This window comes from Marinobacter sp. BW6 (assembly GCF_008107725.1).
Lineage (GTDB): Bacteria > Pseudomonadota > Gammaproteobacteria > Pseudomonadales > Oleiphilaceae > Marinobacter.
This window is the reverse complement of record NZ_VIRN01000064.1, coordinates 529,153-550,586: the sequence shown is the minus strand read 5'-3', so window position 1 is coordinate 550,586 and position 21,434 is coordinate 529,153. Positions and strand designations below refer to the sequence as shown.

20 protein-coding genes are annotated in these 21,434 nt (G+C 57.1%); 8 read left to right on the top strand and 12 right to left on the bottom strand.

The genetic code is table 11. From position 1 onward, the window contains the following. The first annotated feature begins 21 nt into the window (after positions 1–21). A complete protein-coding gene (locus tag FMN52_RS11070; protein WP_162851868.1) occupies positions 22–825 on the top strand; it encodes a dienelactone hydrolase family protein in 804 nt (267 codons plus the stop codon). A gap of 55 nt (positions 826–880) precedes the next feature. On the opposite strand, the gene FMN52_RS11065 is transcribed toward FMN52_RS11070, so the two are convergent. From FMN52_RS11065 to cysZ, 6 genes are all read right to left on the bottom strand, one after another. After that, complete coding sequence (locus FMN52_RS11065; protein WP_148608676.1) at positions 881–1,576, bottom strand: lysophospholipid acyltransferase family protein; 696 nt, start codon at positions 1,574–1,576, stop codon at positions 881–883. A gap of 170 nt (positions 1,577–1,746) precedes the next feature. After that, positions 1,747–1,953 carry a cold-shock protein gene (locus FMN52_RS11060; protein WP_008172950.1) on the bottom strand — a complete coding sequence of 69 codons (207 nt, stop codon included), beginning with the start codon at positions 1,951–1,953 and terminating at the stop codon, positions 1,747–1,749. 238 nt (positions 1,954–2,191) lie between these two features. Then, a complete protein-coding gene (gene crcB / locus FMN52_RS11055; RefSeq protein WP_064229731.1) occupies positions 2,192–2,572 on the bottom strand; it encodes a fluoride efflux transporter CrcB in 381 nt (126 codons plus the stop codon). 18 nt (positions 2,573–2,590) lie between these two features. Continuing rightward, positions 2,591–5,041 (bottom strand): acyl-CoA dehydrogenase, encoded by a 2,451-nt coding sequence (locus FMN52_RS11050; protein WP_148608675.1) that lies wholly within the window; start codon positions 5,039–5,041, stop codon positions 2,591–2,593. A 130-nt stretch (positions 5,042–5,171) separates the two neighbouring features. Beyond that, the gene (gene rapA, locus FMN52_RS11045; RefSeq protein ID WP_148608674.1) at positions 5,172–8,033 is read right to left on the bottom strand and encodes an RNA polymerase-associated protein RapA; all 2,862 of its coding nucleotides are present in this window, start codon (positions 8,031–8,033) and stop codon (positions 5,172–5,174) included. Between the two features lie 16 nt (positions 8,034–8,049). Beyond that, on the bottom strand, positions 8,050–8,799 hold the full coding sequence (gene cysZ / locus FMN52_RS11040) for a sulfate transporter CysZ (protein WP_092030554.1): 750 nt from the start codon (positions 8,797–8,799) through the stop codon (positions 8,050–8,052). Positions 8,800–8,917: 118 nt separating this feature from the next. On the opposite strand from cysZ, the gene FMN52_RS11035 reads away from it, so the two are divergent. Beyond that, positions 8,918–9,301: a VanZ family protein gene (locus FMN52_RS11035; protein WP_346341310.1), complete on the top strand. Its 384-nt coding sequence runs from the start codon at positions 8,918–8,920 to the stop codon at positions 9,299–9,301. 443 nt (positions 9,302–9,744) lie between these two features. On the opposite strand, the gene FMN52_RS11030 is transcribed toward FMN52_RS11035, so the two are convergent. Next, the gene (locus tag FMN52_RS11030) at positions 9,745–10,404 is read right to left on the bottom strand and encodes a 50S ribosomal protein L11 methyltransferase (protein ID WP_148608672.1); all 660 of its coding nucleotides are present in this window, start codon (positions 10,402–10,404) and stop codon (positions 9,745–9,747) included. Between the two features lie 133 nt (positions 10,405–10,537). Here FMN52_RS11030 and mnmH point away from each other — a divergent pair, with 133 nt between their 5' ends. From mnmH to FMN52_RS11005, 5 genes are all read left to right on the top strand, one after another. Further along, entirely contained in the window at positions 10,538–11,641 is a 1,104-nt protein-coding gene (gene mnmH, locus FMN52_RS11025) for a tRNA 2-selenouridine(34) synthase MnmH (RefSeq protein WP_148608671.1), read from the top strand. A 140-nt stretch (positions 11,642–11,781) separates the two neighbouring features. Continuing rightward, positions 11,782–12,615, top strand: a complete 834-nt coding sequence (locus FMN52_RS11020) for a mechanosensitive ion channel domain-containing protein (protein ID WP_148608670.1) — start codon at positions 11,782–11,784, stop codon at positions 12,613–12,615. 170 nt (positions 12,616–12,785) lie between these two features. Further along, complete coding sequence (locus FMN52_RS11015) at positions 12,786–13,343, top strand: YbaK/EbsC family protein (protein WP_148608669.1); 558 nt, start codon at positions 12,786–12,788, stop codon at positions 13,341–13,343. Between the two features lie 82 nt (positions 13,344–13,425). Then, positions 13,426–14,721, top strand: coding sequence for an FAD-dependent monooxygenase (locus FMN52_RS11010; RefSeq protein WP_148608668.1), 1,296 nt, complete (start codon positions 13,426–13,428; stop codon positions 14,719–14,721). 41 nt (positions 14,722–14,762) lie between these two features. Then, on the top strand, positions 14,763–15,128 hold the full coding sequence (locus FMN52_RS11005) for a histidine triad nucleotide-binding protein (RefSeq protein WP_148608667.1): 366 nt from the start codon (positions 14,763–14,765) through the stop codon (positions 15,126–15,128). Between the two features lie 215 nt (positions 15,129–15,343). On the opposite strand, the gene phoU is transcribed toward FMN52_RS11005, so the two are convergent. The 5 genes from phoU to FMN52_RS10980 form a co-directional block, all read right to left on the bottom strand. Next, positions 15,344–16,066 carry a phosphate signaling complex protein PhoU gene (gene phoU / locus FMN52_RS11000; RefSeq protein ID WP_088558819.1) on the bottom strand — a complete coding sequence of 241 codons (723 nt, stop codon included), beginning with the start codon at positions 16,064–16,066 and terminating at the stop codon, positions 15,344–15,346. Positions 16,067–16,099: 33 nt separating this feature from the next. Beyond that, positions 16,100–16,987 (bottom strand): phosphate ABC transporter ATP-binding protein PstB, encoded by an 888-nt coding sequence (pstB, locus tag FMN52_RS10995; protein WP_088558818.1) that lies wholly within the window; start codon positions 16,985–16,987, stop codon positions 16,100–16,102. An 11-nt stretch (positions 16,988–16,998) separates the two neighbouring features. Further along, a complete protein-coding gene (gene pstA, locus FMN52_RS10990) occupies positions 16,999–18,273 on the bottom strand; it encodes a phosphate ABC transporter permease PstA (RefSeq protein WP_148608666.1) in 1,275 nt (424 codons plus the stop codon). Then, the gene (gene pstC / locus FMN52_RS10985) at positions 18,266–19,654 is read right to left on the bottom strand and encodes a phosphate ABC transporter permease subunit PstC (RefSeq protein WP_148608665.1); all 1,389 of its coding nucleotides are present in this window, start codon (positions 19,652–19,654) and stop codon (positions 18,266–18,268) included. Before pstC ends, pstA begins: the two co-directional genes overlap by 8 nt. Positions 19,655–19,791: 137 nt before the next feature. Next, positions 19,792–20,835 (bottom strand): substrate-binding domain-containing protein, encoded by a 1,044-nt coding sequence (locus tag FMN52_RS10980; protein WP_148608664.1) that lies wholly within the window; start codon positions 20,833–20,835, stop codon positions 19,792–19,794. 194 nt (positions 20,836–21,029) lie between these two features. On the opposite strand from FMN52_RS10980, the gene FMN52_RS10975 reads away from it, so the two are divergent. After that, the gene (locus FMN52_RS10975) at positions 21,030–21,434 is read left to right on the top strand and encodes an acyl-CoA thioesterase (protein ID WP_148608663.1); all 405 of its coding nucleotides are present in this window, start codon (positions 21,030–21,032) and stop codon (positions 21,432–21,434) included.

The following is a 21,434-nucleotide window of genomic DNA, read 5'->3' as shown; positions in this document are numbered from 1 at the left end:
CCAAAAGGAGCAGGACAGATTATGACACCCCTGAAAACTGCAGCGGCTGCTGCAACCCTGTCACTCACTCTCGTAAGCACGCAGGTACTGGCAGAAATGCAAACCAAGACCGTCGAATACAAGGTCGGTGAGACTACCTTTACCGGTTACATGGCCTGGGATGATGATTTCGAGCAGAAGCGTCCGGGCGTGATTGTGGTCCACGAGTGGTGGGGACACAATGAGTTTGCCCGGGACCAGGCAGAACGACTTGCGGCAGCCGGCTACACAGCGTTTGCCCTCGACATGTATGGCTCTGGCAAGCAGGCCGACCATCCAGATACCGCTCAGAAGTTTATGCAGGAAGCGACCAAGGACATGGATCAGGTCAAGGCGCGCTTCATGAAGGCGATGGAAATCCTGCAGAATCATGAAAGCGTTGATGCTTCACGCATCGCCGCACAAGGTTACTGCTTTGGCGGCGCAGTTGTCCTGAATATGGCGCGTATGGGCGTGGACCTGGACGGAGTCGTCAGCTATCACGGAGCTCTTGGCAGCCCGATCACCGCGGAGGCCGGAACCGTGAAGGCGAGGGTTCAGGTCTACACCGGCGGTGCCGACAAGATGGTTCCTTCAGAGCAGGTCGCCGGCCTGGTGAAAGAAATGCAGGACGCGAAAGTCGACCTTACGTTAGTGAGCTTCCCCGGAGTACTCCACTCATTTACCAACCCGGGCGCCGACAAGGTCGCCGAGCAATTCGGTATGCCGATTGGTTATGACGAAGCGGCCGCGAATCGTTCCTGGGACGGCACCATGCGTTTCTATGAGGCCATTTTCGCCCAGTAACAAAAGCACGCTCTCTGAAAACAGGAACCCGGTCTGACGGCCGGGTTTTTGTGCTTCAGAGGGAAGACGCGATGCTGTTACGAACGTCCATCATCAGGTCATCCAGAGGCAGCGTTCCAGAAGCCATCGGGGGATGGATGACGATTTCAATCTCACCAGTGGTGAACACCGCACTTCCCTTGGGCAGACGCTGGTGAGAACCACAGATAGTTACGGGAAGTATCGGAAGCTGGCCATCCTGGGCAATAACGAAAGCTCCCTTCTTGAACGGCAGCAGCTTGCCATCCCATGACCGGGTCCCTTCCGGAAAAATTAGTATGCTGGTGCCATCCGGCAGCTGGTCAACACCCCGCTTGATGCTCTCCAGCGCGTCGCTACCTTTGGAGCGATCAATAAACAGGTTCCGGGAAGCCTCCAGGGCCAATCCGAACAGCGGCACCTTGCGCAGTTCTTTTTTTATAACCCACCGATACTGAAGGCCAAGGGCAAGCACCAGCGCAGGGGGATCAAAGTAGGAAGCATGATTGCTCAGAATCACGTAGCGCTGGCCGGGCTCGATGTTTTCCTCGCCACGCACTTTGAGCCGAATACCGCAGAGTTTCAGTATTATCCAGGCATAAATCTGGGTTCCGTGAAACGCCGCATCACCGCGCTTCCCAGACAGGGCAGTAATCACGATCGGAAGAAACAGGATCAGGGTAAGCAGTATCGCCCAGAACAGGATCCAGGCAGCCTTGAGCAGTCGGAGCATGCAATGATTCCTGGAGATCTCGACATCCGGTTAAACGAGCAGCAGGTCGGTAAAGATTACACAAAGAAGGGAAAATGACAAAAGCGGGGCTTCGTGCAAGGCGTTTTTCAGCCATTAAAAAAGGCAGCCGAAGCTGCCTTTTTGGCGGTTATTGCCGAATCCATCAGGGATTACAGGGCAACAACGTTCTCCGCCTGAGGACCTTTCTGGCCCTGGGTAACGGTGAACTCAACCTGCTGGCCTTCTGCCAGAGTTTTGAAACCGCTGCCCTGAATAGCGCTGTAGTGAACAAAAACGTCCGGGCCGCCTTCACGAGTGATAAAGCCAAAGCCTTTTGCTTCGTTGAAGAACTTAACAGTACCGGTAGTAGTAGACATACTTAAACTTCCTGAAATCAATCATATTATCTGCCGCCATACACCTTCGTGGTGCAAGGTCGACGTTTTACGGAAATACAGAACTCGCGGAATCAAAAACAGGACGGTCACTACTAACTGCGGAGTACGTCTTATTCATGAAATGCTTTGCTGAATCTTTCCTACGACTTCAACTCTACTCCTGAATACGAGGCTTGCCAAGGGCATTTTCAAGAAAATATGTAGGTAGTGGTACCCATCAGCCTTTTACCAGGCCAAACGTATAAATTCCCAATGCAGTCATGAGGATGGAGCCAACAACATGGGCCAGAATTCCGGTAATCGCCATCGCCCATTTGCCTTCCTGTATGGCGGCAAACATCTCAAGTGAAAATGTGGAGAAGGTCGTGAGGGCACCGCAAAGACCGGTGATGGCAAACAGCCGCCATTCCGGCGCCAATGTGGTGCCATGACTGAAGTAACCAATCAGGAGTCCAATCAGCCAGCCCCCACTTAAGTTAGCGACCAGCGTGCCATACGGAACGGCGTGGTAGGTGGTATTGAGCCACAGGCCCAGAGCCCAACGAAGGTTGGCGCCGATCACGGCGCCAACACTCACTGCAAGAAACGACAACCACATGTCAGGGCATGTCTCCTGTTAGGCAGGGTTGTGGTCAATAACAGACTCCTTGTTCTGCGCAAAAGCATCAAACGGGAAGTCATCGACCGTCAGCATTTCCAGCACCACAGTTTCGTACTGGCGCATGAAGTCCGCCTCTTCCTTGGTGTAGACACCGGCCTCAAGCGCCGCTTCAAACCGCTCTTCCGGATGTAGGGCAGTCATGGGCAGCTCACCCTTGGCATAGGCCTTGGTTGCCTTCCGGTAAAGCTGCTCGGCCTTGTCGTAATCTTTCAGCAAACCATTGTAGCGGGCAATCGGGTTTTCCACCGTGCCCTCACCGTTGGTGGTCCATACACTCGCGATCAACTTGTGACGGATCGGCGTATCGGTGGAAATCGCACGAGCCAGCTTACGGGCCAGGTCATCATGGGGGCTGTCCCAACGACGACCCAGCGGCATGGTGATGCCACGCAGAACCAACGCCACCGCGCGGTTCGGCAGGTTCTGCAGAAACTCATCCAGTGCGTTTTCAGTACGGTGCAGCAACAGGCTCAGGCTGTATTCCATCACCTCCTTTTCACCGTCTACCGGCTGGGTTTCGTGCCAGTTCTTCAGCACCATAGACGCCAGGTACAGGTTGGACAGCATGTCCCCCAACCGCGCGGAGATCAGCTCGCGCATCTTCAGCTCGCTGCCCAGAGTGGTCATCGCCGCATCAGAGCACAGACCGAAGGCTGCGCTAAAGCGGGCAACCGCCTGGGCGTACCTGCGGCTCGCGCTGTCGAACGGTACGTCCGCCCGGCCCAGACCCAGGGCCTGGGTAAAGGCGCGAGCCGCGTTGCCGAAGATCAGGCCAGCATGGCCGAAGAAGGCGTCATCGAACGCCTTGATATCATCATTATCCTTGGCCGCCAGCTCCTTGAGCACATAGGGGTGACAGCGGATCGCACCCTGACCGAAGATCATCAGGCTGCGGGTCATGATATTGGCACCCTCAACGGTGATCGAGACAGAAGCGCCGCTGTAGCCAATACCGAGGTAATTGCGGGGGCCCAGTGTCACGGTCTTGCCACCGTGAACGTCCATGGCGTCGGTAAGCACACCGCGCTGGAACTCGGTAAGGTGGTATTTGAGAATTGCCGAGGGAACTGCCGGCTTCTCGCCTTTATCAATCATGTTAGCCGTGTGGTTAACAGCCGCCTGAGAGATATAAGTCTTGGCTGCGATCCGTGCCAATGGCTCCTGCACACCCTCCATATCCGCAACCGGTGTATTGAACTGGCGGCGGATACGGGTAAAGCCACCGGCTGTTCCAACTGAAGAGGCAGCTGCACCGGCCGCACCGGACGGCAATGTAATACAGCGACCCACCGACAGGCATTCAACCAGCATGCGCCAGCCTTGGCCGGCCATCTCCACACCGCCGATGATGTAATCCAGCGGAATGAAAACATCTTTACCCTTGATCGGGCCGTTCAGGAACGGACTGCCTATCGGGCAGTGACGACGGCCGATTTCCATACCCTTCGTATTCCGCGGGATCAGGGCACAGGTTATGCCGTGGTCCTCGGTATCGCCAAGCAGACCATCCGGGTCAAACATCCGGAAGGCGAGCCCGACAACCGTGGCAATCGGAGCAAGGGTGATCCACCGCTTCTCGAAATTGAGCCGGATACCGACCACTTCTTTGCCGTCAACTTTCTGTTTGCACACGATACCCGTATCAGGCAGCGATGTGGCATCAGAGCCGGCCCTGGGGCCCGTCAGACCAAAACAGGGGATCTCGCGGCCGTCAGCAAGACGCGGAAGGTAATGGTTCTTCTGTTCCTCGGTCCCGTATTTCAGGAGCAGCTCGCCAGGGCCGAGCGAATTGGGCACACCCACGGAGACCATCAGCGTCTCGTTGGAAGCCAGCTTCTGCAGAACCGCGGACTGGGCCTTGGCGGAGAATTCGAGACCACCATATTCCTTGGGAATAATCATCCCGAAGAAACCTTCCTTTTTCAGAAAGTCCCAGAGCTCTTTGGGCAAATCCGCCCTTTCAACCGCCACATCCCAGGCGTTGCACATGGAAATTGCCTGAGTGCACTGGTTGTCGACGAACGCCTGCTCTTCCTCGGTCAGGCCGGTGTTGCGATTGATCAGCAGGTTGTGCCAATCCGGCCGCCCGGTGAAAAGCTCACCGTCCCAGCCGACGGTCCCTGCTTCGAGAGCAACTTTTTCAGTGTCGGAAACCTTTGGTGCGACTTTCTTGAACATCGCGAAAATACGGGGAGTGAGCCAGCTTTGCCGGAAACCTGGCAACCCAGCGGCAGCCGTTACGGCGGCGCCGATAAACAGAACGAGGGCCAGCCAACCGGAGGCAAAGATCAGCGACAGCAGCCCGGTGACGGCCATTACGCCAATCGCGGACGTTGCACCAGACTCGCGCCGCATCACAATCAGCAGGCCAGCCAGTGCCACTACAAACAGTATGAAAGTCATCATAGGTTCTCTCTGTCATCCATGGTTCGGGAATGTCGAAGACTATAAACCGTTACGTTTACGGTACCGCATCAGATGAGGGCTGACCAGCAAATGCCGCACAGTCAGCCAGTTACGGTCATCCCATCGTTTGTTATGCGGTCACGATCACGCGAATGCCTTCCAACGCCAAGCTGGCATGACCTATGGCATCCTTCGCGGCCTCGAACTGGTTGCGGAAAAAGTCGATTTCCTCCTCACGGATCGCCGGATTCACTTTCTGCAACGCCTCCAACCGCCGGATTTCCGGTTCAAAACTGACGGACAACTGCTCCAGTGCCTGGGCTTTCAAGGGCTCCAGGTGAGGCTCCGACAACCGCTCAACGTGATCCACCATGGTTTCAACCTGCGGGCGGATCTGGGGCACGATGGCCTGGGCGGTGCGCCGGCGGATATTCGAGCACAGGTCGTTCAGACGATCGTGCGGCAGAGCCCCCGACAGTTCCTTGCCATTCACGTCAACCAACAGCCGCAACGGTGAAACCGGCAGGTAGCGGGTCAACTGCAGGGCTTCTGGCGCCGGGCAGTGCACGGTAAACAGGGCTTCCATCAACAGCGTTCCCGGAGGCAGAGCCTTTACGGAAAGGCTGGCAAGCGCTGCCTTGCCGAGACCGGAACTGGTGACCGAGTCCATCACACCGGTGACCATCGGATGCTCCCAGCTCATGAACGCCAGATCTTCCCGCTCCAGGGCGTTCTTCCGATCCCAAGTCACGGTCACCCCGTCTTCGGGCAACTCGGCGACATGGCCGGCCTGATATTGTTCGCCGGGGCGCAGAATATCGGAGTGATCGGCATGGTCCTCGACATCCACCCCGAGTATGTCGAAGGCTTCCATCATGTAATCGCGAACCCGAGCCTCCCCTTCTTCGTCTTCAATGGCGGCAATCAGCTCCTCCGCCACTTCCGAGCGACAGGAATTCAGCTCGATGAGAGCATCACGCCCATTCTGCAGCAGCGTTTTAAGCCGTTTTGACTCTTCCGCGGAGGCGTTCACCAGCTCATCAGTGACATCAGCGTCGCCATCGATGGCCTGCTGCCATTGCGCCTCGACGGCTTCCTGAACCGCAACACCCACGGCGCAGCTCTCTGCAAAGGCGTTCAGACCCTCATGGAACCAGCGGAACTGGACCTCCTGACTGGTATCACGCAGATAGGGAACGTGAATATCAATGGCTTCTGTCTGGCCGATCCGGTCCAGCCGTCCGATGCGCTGCTCGAGCAAATCCGGGTTTGCGGGCAGATCGAACAGCACCAGGTGATGGGCAAACTGGAAGTTACGGCCTTCGCTGCCAATTTCAGAACAGATCAGCGCCTGGGCACCCTGTTCCGTGTCTGCGAAGTAGGCCGCAGCCCGGTCTCGCTCAATCAGGCTCAGATGTTCATGGAAAGCGGCACTGCGGATGCCGGCCCGCAACTGGAGATAGTGCTCCAGGGCCATTGCGGTCTCCGCGCTGGCACAGATGACGACGACTTTTGCGGGACGCAGGCTGACCAGTTTTTTCTCAAGCCACGCCACCCGGGGATCGTCCGACAGCCATTGCTCCTCTGGCACCCCTTTTTCTGGCGTCAGCCCCTCAATTCCTGAAGCATGCGCTTCATACATAGCCGGGCACGGCAAGGGCTCCGGATTGGGGCGGCGCTCGGGGAATCCCTGGATGGCCGCCCGGGTGTTCCGGAACAGCACCCGACCGGTACCATGGCGATCCAGCAAGGCATCGATTACCGATTGCCGTGGACTGTCCCCCGTCAGTAGCTGGTCCAGTTCTTCTCCCAGCCATTCCCGCAGCAGTGCCTGGTCCCCGGCTCTGATCTCGGACTCTTCGTCCAGCAGCCGGCGGACAACGGAGTTGATCGTCTCGTACTGTTGCTCCTCTTTCCGGAAGGCTTCAAGGTCGTGAAAACGGGCCGGATCGAGCAGACGCAACCGGGCGAAGTGGCTGGCAATCCCAACCTGCTCCGGCGTTGCCGTCAGCAGCAGCAGCCCCTGACTGATCGCCGACAATTCCTCAACGATCTGGTATTCAGGACTGACCTCCTCCGGGCTCCAGACCAGGTGGTGGGCCTCATCCACAATCATCAGATCCCACTCGGCCTTGAGGGCATCGTCCCGTGCTTTCTGGCTTTTCTTCAGGAAATCGAGGCTGCAGAGCACTAGCTGCTCGCTCTCAAAGGGATTGACCGCGTCTTCGTCGCCGAATATATGGTTCACCAGGGCGTCAACGTCGCTTTCCTGCTCTTTCAGGGCATCGTAGCGCCCCTGATCCACGATCGAGAACCGCAAATTGAAGCGACGAAGCATTTCCACCAGCCATTGGTGCATCAGGGAGTCCGGCACCACGATTAGGGCGCGTTTTGCCCGCCCCGTGTGCAGCTGATAGTGAAGAATCAGACCCGCCTCGATAGTTTTACCGAGACCAACTTCATCGGCCAGGAGCACTCGTGGCGCGTGACGCCGGGCAACCTCATGGGCAATATAGATCTGGTGCGACAGATGCTGGGTGCGCGCACCGATCAGCCCCTGGGCGGGGGACGCCCGCAGACGGTTCATGTGCTGAAGCGTTGCATACCTCAGGCGAAAGGCGCCGTTGCGATCGAACTGGCCCGCGAACAGCCGCTGGTGCGGCGCTGAAAAATTCACAGATCCGGCGAGTTTTACTTCGGAAATTTCATGCAGGTCGGAGCCATCGTCGGCGTGGTACATGAGCACACCGCCGATGTCCTCAACCGCGCGAACCGTGTACCGCTCGCCGCCAAAGGTCTCAATCTCCTCGCCCAGCTGATAGATAATGCGGGACAAAGGGGCGTTATCAATCGCGTAGGTACGCTCCTCATCGGCGGCGGGAAACCCGAGGGTCACCCGGCGCCCGGAGATATCCGTGACGATCCCGAGCCCCAGGCCGGTATCACTGTGGCTGACCCAACGCTGACCAATAACAAATTCCGATGTATCCAAGAAACCTCCAGACCAATTAAGTTCTTGTGGCGCCGTTCTCACGCACCCAGTAAGCCGTTGCCCCGCACACCGCCGCCGGCACCACAAACAGGTTCAGCACCGGCACCATGGCGGCCAATGCCACCGGTAAGCCGAACCCGAAGGCAGACAACCGAGTGTCACCCAGCAAACGACGCAAGGCAGGGAAGCTGACCTTATGGTTATCTGCGGGATAATCCACATATTGCAGGGCCATCATCCAGCTGTTGAAAAGAAACCACAGAACGGCTGCAACCAGGTTAACAACCGGGATCAGACCAATAATGAGCAGACCGATGGCACGGGGCAGGTAATACAGAATCTTCTGAACCTCACGCCAGAGTGCGCGGGGGATATCCTTGATGATGGAGGCCCAGCTGTCGTCAGTGTTCACCTCCTGACCAGTCAGGTGCTTTTCCGTCAGTTCGGCGAGATAACCATAGAAGGGGGAACCAATCAGATTGGCAACGATCACGAAGCCATAGGCCAACATCAACACGATGACCGCGCCGTATAGAATCCAGAACAACCAATCCAGTGCCTGAAGCCAGGCCCAGTCCGGTAACCAAGACATCGCGGCGGCGATCAGGCCTGCGAACAACTCCCCCATAAAAAAGAAAAGCAATCCGAAGAGCAGAATGTTGATTACCAGTGGAATGATGACAAACAGCCGCAGGCCGGGCTGACGAATCAGACGGAAACCCTCACCCAGGTAGCCCAGTCCACGAAAAAAATTACCCTTGAGCATAGCTGGCAGGACCTCCGCTTCAATGACAATGACGGGGCGCAAAGCATATCATGTTGGCAACATTCCCACAGCCCGAGAACGCTCAGTGACTTCCCCGATGGATACTTTGAAACAACAAATGACCAGCCTGTTGCAATACCGCCCCCTCTGGCAGGCAGCCTTTGTGGTTTCCGTGCTGGCCATCGGGTTTCTTGCCACAACCGATAGCCCTCACCCCATACCGTCATCGTCCAACGATAAGGTGAATCACCTGATCGCCTTCCTCGAGCTCACCATCCTGACCCGTCTGGCCTGGCCAGAGCTCCGGGCAATCTGGTTTGCACCTGCGCTACTGGGTTTTGGTCTCGGCATTGAGCTTATCCAGGCAACCCTGCCCTATCGGGAATTTTCCCTGGCCGATCTGGCCGCAGACGGCGCCGGCATTGCCATCGGACTTCTTCCCTGGCCCGGCATCCGGAACGCCGGAAAACCGGATTTGCGAAATTCGCCAGGATCTCTGTGAGATATCTCTCACAAGGACGTGAGATCTTGCGGTGATATCGCGTGCGCAGCGGTGCCAACAACCTGTTAGGAAAAGCGTAACTTACTGATACGTATATTTTATTGAATGCACCTACGTTAAAATCTCGTGCGGCGCGTGCACAATTCACACGTTTGTCAGAATCCAATTGGTATAGTCTTTACATCAAGGATGACAGGGAAATGGATGACGCACTGGATGCACCCCGGCACGGATTGCAGGGAGAGGCAAGGATACATGGACGCCTCGCTTAAGGGATAACTATTCGGATAGCCGGCTCGGATGCCGGCACCATGGAGTGGCTCAAGGATCTCGCAACATGGCTGTTGCCCAATGCGCAAGGATGCGCCGACCTGTTCCGAGAAAGGGTAACCGCATGGTTGCCCTTTATTTTTTGTATCCCCCCTTTTTTCACTCCTGATTCGTTACTGGTTTCTCTCGGCCAGATAGATGCGAACCTGATTGAACTCCTCGAATTCGTTCAGATCCGGCCAGGTCCGGGCCTCAATCGCTGTCTGCCTGCGATAGGCACTATCACCCAACACTTTCATCCGCGAATCCGCCAGTAGCACCCGGGGGGCCGCCTCGCGAAAAACGCCGAGTAACGGTCGATTTTCGGGATCGTAAAGCACATCCGCCGCTGTCACGACATCCAGGTCCTTCGGTCGATCTGCCCAGTCACCGCAAAGTCCAACGGATACGCCGTTGAGAGCCGCGTTGGCACGGGCTGCATACAGGGCCGCCGGGTCAATGTCACAGGCAATAGCTTCCCGAGCTCCCGCCATCGCCGCAGCCACGGCCACTATTCCGGATCCAGAACCAAAATCCAGGACCCGCTTACCCTCGACCCACTTGGGGTTGTCCAGAATCCAGCTGGCGAGCACCTGGCCGCTGGCCCAGCAGAACGACCAGTAGGCAGGTTCGGCGACCACCGCCTGTGCCTCCTCGTGGGATAACGGTCCCTCAAGCACCGTCGGATCAAAGAGATACAGGGCGATTCGCTCACAGCCGGCGGGGCGGGACACGGCAACCCGGCCCCGGGCCAGGGTTTTGCGCAGGTGCTGATTCAGACAGTCCTCTGACATGGGGTATCCAACCTCGAATTTCACGGACGCGCCATTGTACCCAAGCCCCTGTCGGGAAACACGGCGCGGCAAGCAGAAAACAGTCATTTCCGCTATACTGCCGCCTCCATCTGACAACTGGTTTATCGCTGAAATGGCAAGCAGACCTGACACCGACGACTACCTTTCCCTGTTCCTGAACGATGTGCCGCTAATGGACGTCCGGGCACCGGTGGAGTTCAGTCGTGGCAGTTTTCCGAATACCGAAAACGCGCCACTCATGAACGACGAGGAGCGCCACCGGGTCGGCATCTGTTACAAGGAAAAAGGCCAGGACAAGGCCATCGAGCTGGGCCATCAACTGGTATCCGGCGACATCAAGGCCCAGCGAATTGAAGCCTGGAAGCGCTTTGTTGCCCGCCATCCCGAGGGTTATCTGTTCTGCTTCCGGGGCGGCCTGCGTTCCCGGCTTACCCAACAGTGGATCCGGGAGGCCGGCATTGACTATCCGCTGGTCAAAGGCGGCTACAAGGCACTGCGCCGATTCCTGATCGACAGCCTGGAAGCGCAGATCGAATCCGGCGAATTCCGCATACTCAGCGGTCGTACCGGAACAGGCAAGACGCGGGTTCTGAAACAGCTCCCGAATCCGGTGGATCTTGAAGGCCTGGCCAACCACCGGGGCTCTAGTTTCGGACGCCAGGTGACGCCCCAACCCTCACAGATCGATTTCGAGAACCGGCTGGCCGTGGCCATGCTCAAAGCCCATCATTTCAACGGTGGCCCGGTTTACCTGGAAGACGAAAGCCGTCTGGTGGGACGCTGCGCCCTGCCCGAATCCCTCAAGGATCGCATGGCCGAGTCGCCACTGCTGATCCTTGAGCAACCCATGGAGGAGCGCATCACTATCATCCGGGAAGATTACGTCGAGGGCATGTTCGCGGATTACGTGGATCGCGACGGAGCCGACGCAGGCTGGTTGAATTTCCGGGACTATCTGCTGAGCGCCATTGACCGCATCCGCAAGCGCCTGGGCGGAGAGCGACACAAGCAGCTGCGCGGCCTGATGGAACAGGCACTTTCTCAGCAGGAAACGACCGGAGAGACTCTTGCCCACAACGCCTGGATTCAGTCGCTGCTCCAGGACTATTACGACCCCATGTACGACTATCAACTGAGCCACAAACAGGGCCGGATTCTTGTCCGCGGAGGCCCCAAAACCATTCTTGATTGGGCCAGTGAGCGCTCAATTGCGTAAGCACTAACTGAAAATCTTTCCCGCAATATACGCCCCTGACATTTGTCTGCTATATAAAGAAGTAGACGAATCACGTTGTTGCAGGATTTTGTCCGTTAATCCGACACTTATGAAAAATACCAACGAACAAGGAGTCCCTTATGGAAGACCTATTTGGCGCTGACGGAGGTGCCTCGGAACTCATGAATCAGGCCATGTCCCTGGTCATGACTTACGCACCGAAGGTGGTGCTGGCCATTGTCACACTGATTATCGGCATGTGGCTGATAAACCGGTTTGTCGGTGTACTCGATAACAAGCTGGGCAAAAAAGACCCAACACTGAACAAGTTTCTCTGTGGTCTGATCGGGGCAATCCTCAAGATTCTGCTTCTGATCTCCGTGGCCTCAATGGTTGGCATTGCTACCACATCGTTCATTGCCATTATCGGTGCTGCCGGTCTGGCTGTAGGCCTTGCGCTGCAAGGCAGCCTCGCTAACTTCGCTGGCGGTGTACTGATCCTGATATTCAAGCCGTTCAAGGTTGGCGACACAATTGATGCCCAGGGCTATCTGGGCTCCGTCCGTGAAATCTCGATTCTTTACACCATTGTCGACACCTTCGATAACCGCAGGATCGTGATTCCCAATGGTCAATTGGCCAACGCCAGCCTGACCAACCTGAGCGCCTATGAAACCCGTCGTTGCGACATGAGCTTCGGCATCGGCTACGGTGATGACATCGACAAGGCCAAGGCCGTCTGCAAGCGTCTTATCGAAGAGGATGAGCGTGCGCTTAAAGACCCCGAGCCCCTGATCGTTGTTGGCGCCCTGGGTGAAAGTTCTGTCGATTTGACCGTAAGGGCCTGGACCAAGTCCGGTGACCTGTGGCCGTTCTACTGGGACATGCACGAGAAGGTGAAGAAAGCCTTCGACGCCGAGGGCATCAGCATTCCGTTCCCCCAGCGCGATGTGCATATGATTAAAACCGACTGAGATTCGCGACCGATTTCTCATTGATACATCCGGTTACTCGCAAACTGCGTAACCTCAACTAAGCTGACCATTAATGGCGGGGTCTAACGATCCCGCCAGGCCATCGGGGCCAGGCAATCTGAATACGACAGGCTCCGGAACGCTGTCATTGCTGGTAGGAGGTTGTCACGATGCCGGTACAGCAGTTGAAGGAATTCCTCGACGAGGCAGGTGTTGAATACATGTGCCTCTCACACCCCCCTGCATTTACTGCCCAGGAACTGGCCCACCACGTCAAGATTGCTGGCGACCGCGTCGTTAAAACGGTGATCATCGAGCTGGATGGCAAAATGGCGATGCTGGTAATGCCGGCTACGTGGAGAATCCGCTGGGACAGGCTATCCCGCATTCTGGACACCGACTTTATCGATCTTGCGGATGAGCTGGAATTCAAAGACCGCTTCCCGGATTGTGAAGTAGGCGCCATGCCTCCCTTTGGCAACCTGTTCGGAATGACTGTTTACTGTGCGGAAGCCTTGACCGAACAGTCAGAGCTGGCGTTTGCGGCGGGCAGTCACAGTGAATCGGTCCACATGAAAACCGCCGATTTCATCAACCTTGTGCAACCTATGGTACTGAATCAGGGATTCAACAAGCCTGGAGCCCAGAAGCCTGCCTGGCTGGTCAAGGGCCGTCGCCGGCCAGACGACGTTGCCAAACAGCGAGTATCAGGAATGGCCGGGTACTGAGGCTTTTACTGCCGGCTTGATCCCGGTCTCTTGTCTGGCTGCCGTCATCGCGTAAACTGAGGGCATCAGACAGGAAACCGATATGACTCAAGCCTTTGATATTGTGGTAGTTGGTGCCGGCATGGTCGGTGCCGCTCTCGCCACTGGCCTCGGCCAGAATGGCTTCCGCGTTGCCCTGGTTGACCGGGCTCCGCCGCCCGCCTTTGATCCAGACAACGCCCCGGACCTAAGGGTATCTGCACTGAGCGTCGGCAGTGAGCGCTATCTTCAGAATCTGGGCGCCTGGGATGACATACTTCGCATGCGGGCAACGCCCTACAAACGCCTGGCCGTGTGGGATGAAACCCGCTATCCACTGCAGAACCTGATGCCCCGGAAGCTGGCGGAAGTCCAATTCGACGCCACCGAGTTGGGCGCACACCACCTGGGACATATTGTCGAGAATTCAGTCACCCAACAGGCACTTTGGCAAACCGCCGAGGCCTGCCCCCAGGTGACCCTGTTCCATGGCCATGGTGTTGCCTCGCTGGCGCAATCCGGTGACGCAGCCACGGTCTCATTGGAGGACGGCCGCGAGCTAATCGCAACCCTGGTAGTTGGAGCCGATGGAGCCCAGTCCCGGATCCGCGAGCTGGCCGGTATTGGTACCATCCGGAACCAGTATGACCAGCAGGCGATGGTAATCTCGGTTCGTTATCAGGGGCCAGTTGCAGACATTACCTGGCAGGGCTTTCACCCTTCAGGACCACGAGCCTTCCTGCCATTGCACAGTGCCGGTCCGGAACATCCGGGTGAAAGCTGGGGCTCCCTGGTCTGGTACGATTCGCCCGATGAACTGGCACGCCTGAAAACCCTGGACGACAGCACCCTGATGAGCGAAATCCAGTCGTCGTTTCCCGCGAGTTTGCCCTTGCTGACCCACATCGACAGCAAAGCCTCGTTCCCCATCGCCCGCCAGCACGCCAAACAATATCACTCTGGACGAGTTGTCCTGGCCGGTGATTCTGCCCATACCATCAACCCGCTGGCCGGCCAGGGGGTGAACCTGGGATTCCAGGATGCGCAAGCCCTCCAGTCAGCCCTCAAAGAGGCCAAGCGCGCCGGCGATGATCTGGCAAATCCGAAGTGGCTGAACCTCTACGAACAACAGCGCCGGCCGGCGAACCGCAGAATGATGCTGACCATGGATCTGTTCTACCATCTGTTCAGCAACCGGATCCCACCCGTCCACCTGCTGCGCAACCTCGGCCTCGGCGCCGCCCGCGCACTGCCCTTTGCCCGCAACCGTGTGGCACGCTACGCCATGGGCATCGATGAGGAACTTCCAGCCGTGGTCAGGCAGATAGCTTCCCGGATTCCGGGCCTGAATCAGCTTTAACACCGAACAACAATCCCAAGGACAATCCAAAAGGAGCCACCATGTCAGAGACGATTTTCACCAAGATCATCAACCGGGAAATTCCCGCGGACATCCTCTACGAAGACGACATCGCGCTCGCCTTCAGTGACATCAATCCTCAGGCACCGGTGCATTTTCTGGTCATCCCGAAGAAGGCCATCGCCACCATCAACGACATTACCGAAGAAGATCGGGAGCTGGTGGGGCACCTGTATCTGGTGGCTGCAAAAATCGCCAAGGAGAAGGGGTTTGCCGACGATGGCTATCGCGTTGTCATGAATTGCGGGGAAAATTCAGGGCAGACGGTGTTCCACATCCACTTGCACGTTCTTGGCGGCAAACCGCTGGGTTGGCCGCCTTATACCGACAAGATGAAGCAAGCCTGATTTGTTGCTTGGGTCCCGGCAAGCGGCCCAGCAATGCCCAACGATCGCTTTCGTTAACTTAGCAGGCTGACTCCCAGCTCTGATAGGACGGCGTGTGGTGCGGCTTTCCGGGACTGTCTTTCGCCAAGGATGGCGAAAGCCAAGCGACCATGGACGGCTCGAGCGTGTCCCGGAAAGCCGCACCACATGCCGGCCCTCCACCGAAGTTGGATAAATCAGCGGCCGACTACTTTTTCAGCCTCTTCCACCGGCGTGTGACGAACGTCCTCACCTTTGACCATGAAGATTACGTTCTCGGCAATGTTGCAGGCGTGGTCACCCACCCGCTCCAGGGCACGGAGTACCCACATCACGGACATGCACCGTGAGATGTTGCGGGTGTCTTCCATCATGAACGTCAGCAGAGTACGGGCCGCTGCCTGATATTCCTCATCGACGCGCTTGTCTTCCTTCATGATCCGCAATGCCTGCTCCGAATCCAGACGGGCAAAAGCATCCAGCGCATCGTGGAGCATGCTGAGCACGTGGGTGCCGATGTGGCGCACTTCCACGTAGCCGCGCGGGGCCTGGCCTTCTTCCTGCAGCTTGATCGCAAGCTTGGCGATCTTCTTCGCCTCGTCACCCACACGCTCCAGATCGGCGACCATCTTGATGACCGAGATCACCAGACGCAGATCCCTTGCCGTCGGCTGGCGACGGGCGATGATCAGGGTGGCTTCCTCGTCGATTTCCACTTCCATCCGGTCGACTTTCTTGTCGTTGGCGCGGATTTCGTCGGCCAGATGACCATCGCCATCCACCAGGGCCTGAATGGCGTTCTCGACCTGGGATTCCACCATACCACCCATTTTCAGGAACTCGGTCTTGAGTTCCATCAGTTCGTTATTGAACTTGTGGGAGATGTGATCCCCGTAAACTTCGTCCTTCTTCGTAGGCATACTGTTCTTCTCCAAAATTCCTCAGGTCCGGAATCAGCCGAAACGGCCAGTGATGTAGGACTCGGTCAGTTCATGTTCCGGCGAGGTGAATACCTTGTTGGTCTCGTTCACTTCCACCAGGTGTCCCAGGTGGAAGTAGGCTGTGCGGTGCGATACCCGGGCCGCCTGTTGCATCGAGTGGGTCACGATGACGATCGTGTAGCTTTCGGACAGCTCGGCAATCAGCTCTTCCACTTTTGCCGTGGCAATAGGATCCAGGGCCGAGCAGGGCTCATCCATCAGTACCACTTCCGGGCTGACGGCAATAGCGCGGGCAATGCAAAGACGCTGTTGCTGACCACCGGACATACCAGTTGCGTTGGCGTCCAGACGATCCTTCACCTCTTCCCAGAGGCCGGCCTTGCGAAGGCTGTTTTCCACAATCTCGTCCAGATCCGACTTGCGGTTGGCCAGGCCGTGAATGCGGGGGCCGTAGGCCACGTTGTCGTAGATGGACTTCGGGAACGGATTGGGTTTCTGGAACACCATTCCGACCCTTGCCCGCAGTTCCACCACATCCCGCTTGGGGTCGTAGATGTCATGGTCGTCCAGTTGCAGGGAACCCTTCACACGACAGATATCGATGCTGTCGTTCATGCGATTCAGACAGCGCAGGAAGGTGGATTTCCCGCAACCGGATGGGCCGATGAAGGCAATGACTTCGTTGCGGCCAATATCGAGGCTGATCTTCTTGATCGCGGGGGCATCGCCGTAGAACACTTCGACATCACGAAGCTTGAACTTCGGGTCGTCCGAGAACGGCTTACCGACGGTTTTGCCCTCTTCAATGATGGTTTCAGCGGGCTTTGATTCCTGAACTGGCACGGCGACCTCATCCGGTTGGGTAACTTCACTGGCAATGGTTGTATTCACACTATTCATCTTGATTCTCCTTACCACCGGCGCTCGAGACGTTTACGCATCCAGATGGCCAATGCGTTCATACTGATCAGGAAGGCCAACAGCACCATAATGGCTGCCGACGCTCGCTCAATAAAGGCCAGCTCCGGGCTGCCCGCCCACAGGAAGACCTGAACTGGCAGAACCGTGGCCGAATCGAAGAACCCGTCCGGCACATCCACAATGAACGCCACCATACCGATCAGCAGCAGCGGCGCGGTTTCACCCAGGGCCTGGGCCATACCAATGATAGAACCGGTGAGCATGCCCGGCATGGCCAGCGGTAGCACATGATGCAACACCACCTGCATCTTGGAGGCGCCGATACCTTCCGCCGCCTCTCGGATCGAGGGCGGTACGCTTTTGATCGCGGCCCGGCTGGAAATGATGATGGTCGGCAGCGTCATCAACGTCAGAACCAGACCACCAACCACAGGAACCGAACGTGGCATCCCGAACAGGTTGATAAATACCGCGAGGCCAAGCAGACCAAAGATGATGGACGGCACCGCCGCCAGGTTATTGATGTTGACCTCAATGAAGTCGGTGAACTTGTTCTGGGGCGCAAACTCCTCCAGATAGATCGCGGCAGCGACACCGATCGGGAACGACAGGATCAGGGTAACGAACATGGTCAGCAGGGAACCGACAATGGCGCCGAGAATACCTGCCTTGGACGGATCACGGGAATCGCCACCACTGAAGAACACGTCGTTAAAGGAAGTCTCGATAACGCCCCGCTCCTGCAGTTCGTCCACCCAGGCCTTCTGTTGGTCGTTCAGCTTGATCGAATACGCGTCGTCGCCTGCATGCTTCACGTAGACATCCACGTCGGTGTGACTAAGGAACGTCATGGTCCGGGAGGTATCCAGCCACTCGGGATTTGCCTTGAGAGCATCCCGGAGTGCAACTGAAGCATAAGGGTTGATCAGTTCCCGGATCTGCTTCCGGTCCTCTTCGGTTGCCCCGGGGACCTCCTTGATCAGCGCCTGAACCAATGGCTCAACAAAATCAGCCATCTTTATCTGGCGCTCGTCCTTTGGGTCATCCAGATACATCATTTCACCATCCAGTTGCACTTCCATGGTGATGGTGGTTTTGAGGAAGCCGGTGTAACCCTTGCCGATGATATCCGTGAACAGGGTTAACAGGGCCCCGAGAGCAATGGCGATAGCCAATATGCCGTAGGCACGGAAACGGCGCTCCTTACGGTAACGGCGCTTGAGCGACTGGCGGACGATCTCCGCCTGTGAACGTTGATCAGTCATACTGTTCCCGATATTTGCGTACGATTTTCAGTGCAATGACGTTCAGCAACAGGGTTGCCAGGAAGAGCATGGCGCCCAATGCGAAGGCGGCCAGCGTCTTGGCGCTGTCGAATTCCTGGTCACCGGTGAGCAGGGTCACGATTTGCACTGTCACGGTAGTAACCGTTTCCAGAGGATTGGCGGTCAGGTTCGCCGCCAGTCCTGCGGCCATGACCACGATCATGGTCTCGCCGATGGCCCGGGAGACCGCCAGCAGGATGCCGCCCATGATGCCCGGCAGTGCAGCCGGGAAAATCACCTTCTTCATGGTCTCGGACTGGGTGGCTCCGAGCGCCAGAGAACCATCCCGCATGGCCTGGGGAACGGCATTGATCACATCATCCGACAGGGACGACACAAACGGAATAATCATGATGCCCATAACGGCACCCGCGGCCAGGGCACTCTGGGAAGACGCCTCGATACCCATGGAAGCGGCCAGATCGCTGATAAACGGCGCGACGGTCAAAGCGGCGAAGAAACCGTAAACCACGGTGGGAATACCGGCCAGCATCTCCAGCAACGGTTTGACCACGCCGCGAACCTTCCGGCCGGCGTACTCGGACAGGTAAATCGCCGAAAGCAGCCCCACTGGCACGGCCACAACCATGGCAATGGCAGAGATCAAAAGGGTGCCGGTAAAAAGGGGAATCATGCCGAACGCACCCTCAGACGCAACCTGATCGGCCCGAAGAGCAGTCTGGGGACTCCAGTGGCTACCAAAGAAGAATTCGGTGAACGGAACCTTCTCGAAGAATCGGAACGTCTCGAAGGCCACCGAGAAGATTATGCCGACGGTGGTCAGAATGGCCAGGGCCGCGCAGGCGAAAAACACCCATTTGAGAATAGACTCAACCTGCGCACGGGCATTCAGGCGCGGCCGGATTCTCAACCACCCAAGGAAACCAGCCAACACAGCAACCGAGATAACCAGTCCGGACATCAGGAACTGGCTTTGACTGCGCAAGGCCTTCAAACGCTCGGCAGCCTCGGCGATTGGTGCCTCAACAAAACCAGGGGGTAACGCCCCACTGGCCACGTTACTGATTTTACTCAGCAGCAGGCTCGCCTCACCCTCGGTCGCCGGCATCATGCCGTCCGGCAAGCCACCAATCACAATCAGTTGAATGACTTTGCCCTGGAATGCCGCCCATAATCCGAGCACGATCAGCGCGGGAATACCACTCCACAACGCCGCCCGGGCCCCGTAGTAGAACGGAAGGGACTTGAGATGACGAATCCCACCCAGCGGCATTGCCAGCGACCGGGAGCGGGCATACCCAAGCCAGTAGGCTACGATCGCCAGCACCAGAGTCAGTAATAGAAGATTAGCCGGTTGCATGAAAATTCCTGTATTCAACTTCGGATTGGCGCACAGTTTACAGGTTCAGCTCTGTACTGGCACCGGATCCTCCAAACGTGCAAAAGGTGCGGGCCTCCATCGAGACCCGCACCTCTGTTCTTGACCGGACGGCGGTCTTACTTGAGCTCGTCCAGGGTCAGGTTCGGCATGCTTTCTGCCTTGTCCATCAGATCCATCAGCGCAGAACGGGGCGGTACGATCAGGCCAACATCTTTCAGGTAGCCGTTCTGGCCCATCGCTGCGTTGCTGGTGAACTCGCTGACGTACTCCTGGATACCCGGAACGACGCCAACGTGGGCCTTCTTCACATAGAAGAACAGGGAGCGGGCCACCGGGTACTCATCCGCAGCAATGCCTTCTGCGGTCGGAACCATGCCATTCAGGGTAGCGGCCTGGAGACGGTCTGCATTCTCTTCCAGGAAGCTGTAACCGAAGACGCCATACATACCGGTATCACCGATCAGCTTCTGAACAATCAGGTTGTCGTTTTCACCCGCTTCGATGAAGGCACCGTCTTCACGAACGCTTTCACAGATGGAAGCGTGTTCGTCTTTGCTCAGGCTGGCAGCTTCAGGCAGCTCATCGCAACCGGCAGCCAGGGCCAGCTCGTTGAACGAGTCACGGGTACCGGAAGTCGGGGGAGGACCCATAACACGGATCGGCTTGTTCGGCAGGCTGGAGTCAACATCGCTCCAGTTCTCATTCGGGTTCTCAACCCACTTGCCATCTACCGGAACCTTTGAGCCCAATGCGAGGAACAGCTGCTCCAGAGTGATATCCAGGTTTTCCGCGTTCTTGGAGCTGGCAATCACAATGCCGTCTGAACCAATACGGAACTCGGTGATGTCTTTAACGCCGTTGCTCTGGCACAGCTCGAACTCGGAGGTTTTCATCCGACGCGAAGCATTGGTGATGTCAGGATGCTGGGTACCGATACCCTGGCAGAACAGCTTGAGACCGCCGCCTGAACCAGTGGATTCCAGCTTGGGCGTGCTGAAGTCGGTCTTGGTGCCGAAGCGCTCGGCAACAACCGTGGCGAACGGATAAACAGTGGAAGAACCCACGATGCTGATGGTGTCACGGGCCATGGCCGGTGCAGACATGGCGGCTACGGAGCCGGCCAGCGCAACAGTCGCGAGTGCTTTGTTCAGTTTCATCACGTCAAGTCTCCATTATTCGGTTTGGACGTTGTGTCGGATGTGTTTTACCGATGAATGCAGACTAAAGGCACTCTGTGACAACTTTGTTACAGTTTCTGAAATATAGTCTGGAATGTTCAAATTTGCTTGCAGCGGCGCTTCAGCCCGCTACCATGCGAGTTAAAACAATTCCAGGCTCGCAAGAAGGCAGTACTATGACAGCGCTAGACGATGACAAACCCATGCCCCGTGGCGAACTCACCCTGCAGATAATCCCGCTTCCTGCCGACACCAATGCCAATGGCGATGTCTTCGCCGGCTGGCTGGTAAAACAGATGGATCTCGCCGCCAACACCATGGCCGGACGGATTTCCCAGGGCCGTAACGCCACCGTGGCCATGGACCGAATGGAGTTCCTGTCACCGTTACGCGTGGGATCTCAGGTAGGTTGCTACTGCGAACTCGTCGATATCGGTCGCAGTTCCATGAAAATCAGCGTGGAAGTGTGGACCCTTGACCGTACCGCCAAGAATCCACGCAAGGTAACCGAGGGCCTGTTCGTCTACGTCGCCATTGATGAGCACGGTCGTATCCGCGAGGTGCCGGAGCAGGTTCTCTGA